At 42.1% G+C, this 7,026-nt stretch carries 8 protein-coding genes and 1 pseudogene; 5 read left to right on the forward strand and 4 right to left on the reverse strand.

What is annotated here, in order from left to right:
• A pseudogene (locus AACQ81_RS19610) lies at positions 1-123 on the forward strand (IS982 family transposase); the annotation flags it as partial.
• On the opposite strand, the gene AACQ81_RS00105 reads toward AACQ81_RS19610, so the two are convergent.
• The 4 genes from AACQ81_RS00105 to AACQ81_RS00120 form a co-directional block, all read right to left on the reverse strand.
• Positions 85-723, reverse strand: a complete 639-nt coding sequence (locus tag AACQ81_RS00105) for a hypothetical protein (RefSeq protein WP_237388300.1) — start codon at positions 721-723, stop codon at positions 85-87. The pseudogene AACQ81_RS19610 and the gene AACQ81_RS00105 sit on opposite strands and share 39 nt — an antisense overlap.
• A 188-nt stretch (positions 724-911) precedes the next feature.
• Positions 912-1,232 carry a heavy metal-binding domain-containing protein gene (locus AACQ81_RS00110; RefSeq protein WP_237388301.1) on the reverse strand — a complete coding sequence of 107 codons (321 nt, stop codon included), beginning with the start codon at positions 1,230-1,232 and terminating at the stop codon, positions 912-914.
• A gap of 124 nt (positions 1,233-1,356) precedes the next feature.
• Positions 1,357-1,698, reverse strand: a complete 342-nt coding sequence (locus tag AACQ81_RS00115) for a type II toxin-antitoxin system RelE/ParE family toxin (RefSeq protein WP_237388302.1) — start codon at positions 1,696-1,698, stop codon at positions 1,357-1,359.
• 23 nt (positions 1,699-1,721) lie between these two features.
• The gene (locus AACQ81_RS00120) at positions 1,722-1,949 is read right to left on the reverse strand and encodes a type II toxin-antitoxin system Phd/YefM family antitoxin (RefSeq protein ID WP_237388303.1); all 228 of its coding nucleotides are present in this window, start codon (positions 1,947-1,949) and stop codon (positions 1,722-1,724) included.
• Between the two features lie 632 nt (positions 1,950-2,581).
• Here AACQ81_RS00120 and potA point away from each other — a divergent pair.
• Genes potA through potD form a run of 4 tightly spaced genes read left to right on the forward strand, consistent with a single transcriptional unit; the run spans position 2,582 to position 6,426 of the window.
• Positions 2,582-3,697: a spermidine/putrescine ABC transporter ATP-binding protein PotA gene (gene potA / locus AACQ81_RS00125; RefSeq protein WP_237388304.1), complete on the forward strand. Its 1,116-nt coding sequence runs from the start codon at positions 2,582-2,584 to the stop codon at positions 3,695-3,697.
• Positions 3,681-4,541, forward strand: a complete 861-nt coding sequence (potB, locus tag AACQ81_RS00130) for a spermidine/putrescine ABC transporter permease PotB (protein ID WP_237388305.1) — start codon at positions 3,681-3,683, stop codon at positions 4,539-4,541. Before potA ends, potB begins: the two co-directional genes overlap by 17 nt.
• A complete protein-coding gene (potC, locus tag AACQ81_RS00135) occupies positions 4,538-5,317 on the forward strand; it encodes a spermidine/putrescine ABC transporter permease PotC (protein WP_092553962.1) in 780 nt (259 codons plus the stop codon). Before potB ends, potC begins: the two co-directional genes overlap by 4 nt.
• 56 nt (positions 5,318-5,373) lie before the next feature.
• On the forward strand, positions 5,374-6,426 hold the full coding sequence (gene potD / locus AACQ81_RS00140) for a spermidine/putrescine ABC transporter substrate-binding protein PotD (RefSeq protein WP_237388306.1): 1,053 nt from the start codon (positions 5,374-5,376) through the stop codon (positions 6,424-6,426).
• The last annotated feature ends 600 nt before the right edge of the window (positions 6,427-7,026 follow it).

A 7,026-nucleotide genomic window follows, 5' to 3' on the forward strand; every position in this document is an offset into this window, starting at 1 on the left:
CATCGCAGTCAACTCGGTTTTCTACTGGAAATCGCCGCAGGCCTCATTGCGTATACATTCCAACCTAAAAAACCGAGTTTGAATTTACGGAATAATGATATCGCTATTCTTAAACGAAGCTGAGGTTATATATGAATAAGAATCTTCGCTTTCATCAATTGGGGTTAGTTGAACCACACCGTTTTTTCCTAATTGATAAGATACATTTACTGCACACTCGATGAGTGAAATTCCACATCCCCTAATACCGGGATGTGTGGAAATATCTGAGATTAGAGGAATGTCAGGTAAAAGTTTTGGTGCATTGAGTAATTTCTTTTCTGTAATGGTCAGCACCAGCACCCCTACAGGAAACCCCCTGAAATTTGCTGCAAAACAATGATATTTCTCTTGTTGGCTAATATCTTCATTTAATACGCTACTGGTTCTTTCCAGTATAGATTGAAAAACGCCACAAGAATATATGCATCTGTTATTCCAATTTCTTAATTCCATATCCCTTCTTTCTTTTTTATCCAGTTTAAGTTTCCATTTGTTATTTTCTATTTCAAGTTTTAATAAATTTGAAATTTCACATGCTCTTGATAAAGAAACTTTCTCGGAAGTTAATGATGCTTTAGCATCAAAAGAAAGGGAAGTTAGATTAGGACTGGATTTAAACCGATTTAACGAATTTAAATTATCCGAACTATTAACACTGAAAGATTTTGATCTGAATAACATAAATATGTCCTCCATCAGTAATGAAGATCTTACTTATTAATTACCTAATTGGTATGGAGTAGTATGGTGGATATTATAGAATGGTAGAATATAAAAGAAAATTTTGTTATTCTGTGTTTTAAATCACATTAATATAAATTAAGCCACCCAATCGATGGCCTAATCTGTAAATTCAGTACTATTTATCTTTACGCAATCTTAACCGCTGTCCCTGATACGGCAACCATCAGCATACCGCCATTTTTGCCGATGGTTTCATAGTCAATATCAATGCCGACAACCGCATTGGCACCTAAAGCTTGGGCCTGAGCATTCATTTCTGCAAAGGCAATTTCCCGTGCATTTTTCAATTCTTTCTCATAAGAGCCAGAACGTCCACCAACGATGTCTCTAACCCCAGCAAAAAAATCCTTCACAATATTTACCCCAAGAATCGTTTCCCCTGTGACGACACCCAGATAATCTGTGATGGTATGGCCTTCTAATGTGGGTGTTGTTGCATTTTTCATTATCGATCTCCATTTGATATTACATTACTTTTTTCTTGGTACTCAGGTGGATTTATTTGCCACCTGAGATGGCTATACGTTGATATTGCAGGTCATTACTGGCGATTTGGGTAAGGGCTTCAGATTAATAAGTAATAATTCGATTAAAAAGCAATGCCTGTATATCTTGTTTTTGATGAATAATGACATGAGCGATAACGATATCCGTGCTCCCATCAAAATCAATAGAATAAATCACTCTGTGGCCATTTTGAATATTGCATTCACGATAATTTGTCACACCTAATTTAGCCAATTCAGGTGATATTTGGCAGCAGGTTGGCGAAAAGTTGATTTTTTTCTCAAATTCATCCAATGCCTTTTGAATGATAGGTAATGGTTCAAGTTCTTTTGTTCGCAAATATGAAGCTATTTCTCTTAAGGAAAATTTAAACGTTTCCGTATAATTAATTAAAATATCAGACATTTATTCCCCAAACACTTATTGATTTACAAATCTTCCAATAATTGCTCACGTGAATACAGTTTTCCTGCATCTTTATCTTTTTGAGAAATAGCCAGCAGTTTCAATAATGCAATTGCGCCATCTCTTTTTTGCCGTTCTTCATATGATTCAATGACATAAGCAGGTAAACCATTTTGGGTAACTAAGATGGGTTCTGATAGTTCAAGCATTGCAGCATGCTTTTTTACATAAGAAATAGTTTCAATTTTCATTTAAAACTCCTGATGAAAATATTTTCTGTTTTTAGGGGCTATCAATAGACGATAATAGGTCTTAATTTAGACTATATAGAACCCACTTTCAATGTCTGTTTTTCGTTCTCAGTGTGGTGAGGGGGAAGTAGTTTGAATTCTTCGGGTATATACCTAATGGGTGATTATGGAGTTGCTCCCGCGGCTATCAGGATCGTCATTATTGAAAGGAAACAAGGGACTTGAATGCCATCAAAGTGATAGTCATGTTTGTATTTCTTGGAAACTTGGGAGAGCGAGAGAGAATGGAGAATGGTTATGAGCGCTTTTTTGTGCCTGATGGAATGTATTGAAAAAAAAGAATATTTTTTTGACTGAAAAATAATCATCAGGAAGTTATTTCCAACAGGGGAAACGAGGTTCAAAATGGTGCTTCAATGTTACTATTCATGAAATGATAATAAAAAATGACACATTGTCATTGATTCGGCTTTCAATTTGGACGGACTGCGTTTATTATGCGCGCTTCGTAATTTCAACCGGCGCCACTGGCTTTGAGCTTTAGCGGAGAAATGATTCCTCCTGCCAGCTAACACAGTCTTTTCCTGTGGCGGTTCTATCTGCATTATTCCAAGGGATAGATGATAGCATAAATGACTGAGAACACCTCTCTGACTCCACTTGTGGAATTGAAAGCCTTGAGCAAAGGCTTCGACGGTAAACAAGTTATTTCACAGCTCGATTTGACAATCAATGATGGCGAGTTCCTGACCATTCTTGGGCCATCCGGTTGTGGCAAAACCACAGTACTCCGTCTGATTGCCGGGCTAGAAGATGCGGACAGCGGCAAAATTTTACTGGAAGGGCTGGATATTACAAATATTCCTGCTGAAAACCGTCACGTTAATACGGTCTTCCAAAGTTATGCCCTATTCCCTCACATGACCGTATTTGAAAATGTCGCTTTTGGGCTTCGAATGCAGAAAACACCGGAAAAAGAGATTGCTCCGCGTGTTGAAGACGCATTGCGCATGGTGCAGCTTGGAGAGTTTGCCCAGCGTAAACCCGCGCAGCTTTCCGGTGGTCAACAGCAGCGTGTGGCGATTGCCCGTGCGGTTGTGAATAAGCCTAAGGTATTGTTGCTGGATGAATCGCTGTCCGCACTCGATTACAAATTGCGCAAGCAGATGCAAAATGAGCTAAAAGCGCTTCAGCGCAAGCTTGGTATCACTTTTATCTTTGTTACCCATGATCAGGAAGAGGCTCTGGTAATGTCAGACCGCATCGTGGTTATGCGTAACGGGCGTATCGAGCAGGATGGTTCTCCGCGCGAGATTTATGAAGAGCCGAAAAATCTGTTCGTCGCCCGCTTTATCGGCGAAATCAATATCTTTGATGCCAAAGTATTACATCGCATTGATGAGCAGCGGATACGCGCCAATGTTGAAGGTCACGAATGTGATATCTTCACTGCGCTGCCAGTCACTGTAGGGCAAATGCTGAAAGTGTTGCTGCGCCCGGAAGACTTGCGCGTGGAAGAGATCAATAACGGTGAGCAAGTCACAGGCCTGATTGGTTATGTGCGTGAACGTAACTACAAGGGTATGACGCTGGATTCTGTTGTTGAAATGGAAAATGGCAAAATGGTTATGGTCAGCGAATTCTTCAATGAAGATGATCCTGATGTTGACCATTCCCTGAACCAGAAGATCGCTGTTACTTGGGTTGAAAGCTGGGAGGTTGTGCTGGTCGATGAAGAAGACGCGTAAACTGTTCCAGAATATCGTCATTACGGGCATAGTATCGTGGTTGATGCTGTTTGTCTTTCTGCCGAATCTGATGATTATCGGAACCAGCTTCCTGACCCGTGATGATGCTAATCTGGTGCAGATGGTATTTTCGCTGGATAACTACACACGGTTGTTCGATCCGCTGTATGCCGAAGTGTTACTGCACTCACTGAATATGGCGATTGTGGCGACGTTGTGCTGTCTGGTGATTGGCTATCCTTTCGCTTTTTTTCTGGCTCGTCTGCCGAAAAAACTGCGTCCCCTGATGCTATTTCTATTAATCGTACCGTTCTGGACGAACTCGTTAATCCGTATTTATGGCTTGAAGATGTTCCTCAGTACCCGCGGTTATATGAATGATTTTCTGCTGTGGGCGGGGATTATCGATAAACCTCTGCGTATCATGTATACCCCCGAAGCTGTCGTGTTGGGGTTGGTTTATATCCTGTTGCCATTTATGGTCATGCCGCTCTATTCCAGTATTGAGAAGCTGGATAAACCCTGTCTGGAAGCGGCCCGCGATTTAGGTGCGGGTAAGTTACAAACCTTTATCCGCATTATCATTCCACTGACGATGCCGGGCATTATTGCGGGTTGTCTGTTGGTATTGCTGCCTGCGATGGGGCTGTTCTACGTAGCTGACCTGATGGGCGGAGCGAAGAATCTGCTGATTGGTAACGTGATTAAGAGCCAATTCCTCAACATCCGTGACTGGCCGTTTGGCGCTGCGACCAGTATCTGCCTGACACTGGTAATGGGACTGATGTTGTTCGTCTATTATCGTGCGGCGAAGCTGCTGAATAAGAAGGTGGCACTGGAATGATCGGACGCCTGTTGCGCGGTGGCTTCATGACCATCGTTTATGCTTACCTGTATATCCCGATTATTATTCTGCTGATAAGCTCGTTTAACCAGTCTCGTTTTGGCATTAACTGGCAGGGATTTACCACTGAGTGGTACAGCCTGTTGTTCTCCAATGACAGCTTGCTGCAAGCAGCGGGGCACTCTTTGACGATGGCGGTAACGTCCGCTACGTTTGCCACGCTGATAGGTTCTCTGACTGCGGTTGCCTTGTATCGTTACTCGTTCCGGGGTAAAAAGTTCGTTGGCGGAATGTTATTTGTCGTGATGATGTCGCCGGATATCGTAATGGCGATTTCATTGCTGGTGCTGTTTATGCTGCTCGGCATTTCACTTGGCTTCTGGTCTCTGCTGTTCTCGCATATCACTTTTTGCTTGCCGTTTGTGGTCGTGACGGTTTACTCCCGCCTGAAAGATTTTGACGTCAAAATGCTGGAAGCGGCGCGTGATTTGGGGGCAGGTGAATTAACTATCCTGCGCAAAATCATCCTGCCGTTGGCAATGCCGGCGGTGATGGCGAGTTGGCTGCTGAGCTTTACCCTGTCGATGGATGATGTGGTTGTTTCCTCATTTGTGACGGGGCCGAGTTATGAAATCCTGCCACTGAAAATCTATTCAATGGTAAAAGTCGGGGTTTCGCCGGAAGTGAACGCGTTAGCAGCAATTTTACTGCTTATGTCGTTGGTTTTGGTACTGATTAGCCAATTTGTGATGCGGGACCGCACGGGTAAGTCTTAAAACTGCAAGGGGAACACTACATGAAAAATAATATGAAAAACAACATGAAAAACAACATGAAAAAGTGGTTCTGTCTGTTAGCCGCTGGGATGATGGCATTAAGCATTGGTTCAGTGAATGCCGCTGCCGCAGATGACGGCAAGACGCTGTATTTCTACAACTGGACTGAATATGTTCCGCCTGGTTTGCTCAACCAGTTCACTAAAGAAACTGGGATTAAGGTGATTTATTCCACCTACGAATCCAACGAGAGCATGTATACCAAGCTGAAAACCTATAAAGACGGCGCTTATGATTTAGTGGTTCCATCCACTTACTTTATCTCAAAGATGAGTAAAGAAGGGATGCTGCAAAAAATCGACACGAGCAAACTGAGCAATTTCCATAATCTTGATCCGAACTTGCTTCATAAGTCTTTTGACCCGAATAATGATTACTCTATCCCTTATATTTGGGGAGCAACGGCGATTGGCGTTAACAGTGATAATGTTGATCCTAAATCCATTGCATCGTGGGATGATTTTTGGAAACCGCAGTATAAAGGCAGTTTAGTACTGACTGACGATGCCCGTGAAGTCTTCCAGATGGCGTTGTTGAAACTGGGTTATTCAGGCAATACCACCAACCCGAAAGAGATTGAAGCGGCTTATCAGGAGTTGAGAAAACTGATGCCAAACGTACTGGCATTTAATTCTGATAATCCAGCCAATCCATTTATGGAGGGTGAAGTTGATGTGGGCATGATGTGGCCGGGTTCCGCATATGTCGCACGCCAGTCGGGAACTCCTGTTGAGATTATCTGGCCGAAAGAAGGCGGAATTTTCTGGATGGATAGCCTGGCTATTCCTGCTAATGCCAAGAATGTTGATGGCTCGATGAAGCTGATTAACTTCCTGTTGCGCCCAGAAATCGCGGCACAAGTGGCAGAGAAAATCGGTTACCCGACGCCGAATCTTGCAGCAAAAAAACTTCTGCCTAAGGCAATGACAGAAGATAAATCGCTGTATCCGGATAATGTTATTATCGAGAAAGGTGAATGGCAGAGTGATGTTGGCAATTCAAATATCCTGTATGAAGAGTACTACCAAAAATTGAAAGCAGGTCAGTGATACTGAATTCAGCTGAATCATGGGGAGCTTTGGCTCCCCTTTTTAATTTACGGATATCATTTAAAAAAAAATTCAATTGATTGGTGAACAGTTCCTGTTAGCGATGCTTCTGGGAACTCCCTCTTGCCGTTGTGTGGGGAGCAGGGAAGTGATCTACTATTTTGAAATATTACTTATATGCCAATATAAGAAGAATATTTATCATTAATAAAGTGAGATATGGAATTTTTTTTAAAAAGACTCTTAGATTAATGTAGTTATTATTTGATTTTTTCTCTTTAATCAAGATTCTCTTTCTATTCCCTCAATTGCCTGATAAATAGTAGTCTACAATAATCCTGCAAGCCTGAGCTTAGAACTTATTCAATTAGATTCTGAATTTCTGTTCTGCTTCCAAACTACAACTTGAAAGACGACGGCATATACACAATGGATTTCAAGTTACATCGCGGCGGCACAAGAGCAAATCCCCGGGAGCATAGATAACTATGTGACCGGGATGAGCGAGCGCAGCCAACAAAGAGGCAGTTTGAAAAACGAAGTGTATAAAAGGTAATTACAGCATCACGAATAACGATAGCACTACGGATGATACTCTTT

The sequence above is a fragment of the Xenorhabdus sp. Sc-CR9 genome (assembly GCF_963897815.1).
Classification (GTDB): Bacteria; Pseudomonadota; Gammaproteobacteria; order Enterobacterales; family Enterobacteriaceae; genus Xenorhabdus.

Excerpts from the sequence above, each read along its gene's own strand:
- AACQ81_RS00105 (WP_237388300.1), bottom strand. The coding sequence starts at position 723 with ATGTTATTCAGATCAAAATCTTTCAGTGTTAATAGTTCGGATAATTTA.
- AACQ81_RS00110 (WP_237388301.1), bottom strand. The coding sequence starts at position 1,232 with ATGAAAAATGCAACAACACCCACATTAGAAGGCCATACCATCACAGAT.
- AACQ81_RS00115 (WP_237388302.1), bottom strand. The coding sequence starts at position 1,698 with ATGTCTGATATTTTAATTAATTATACGGAAACGTTTAAATTTTCCTTA.
- AACQ81_RS00120 (WP_237388303.1), bottom strand. The coding sequence starts at position 1,949 with ATGAAAATTGAAACTATTTCTTATGTAAAAAAGCATGCTGCAATGCTT.
- potA (WP_237388304.1), top strand. The coding sequence starts at position 2,582 with ATGACTGAGAACACCTCTCTGACTCCACTTGTGGAATTGAAAGCCTTG.
- potB (WP_237388305.1), top strand. The coding sequence starts at position 3,681 with ATGAAGAAGACGCGTAAACTGTTCCAGAATATCGTCATTACGGGCATA.
- potC (WP_092553962.1), top strand. The coding sequence starts at position 4,538 with ATGATCGGACGCCTGTTGCGCGGTGGCTTCATGACCATCGTTTATGCT.
- potD (WP_237388306.1), top strand. The coding sequence starts at position 5,374 with ATGAAAAAGTGGTTCTGTCTGTTAGCCGCTGGGATGATGGCATTAAGC.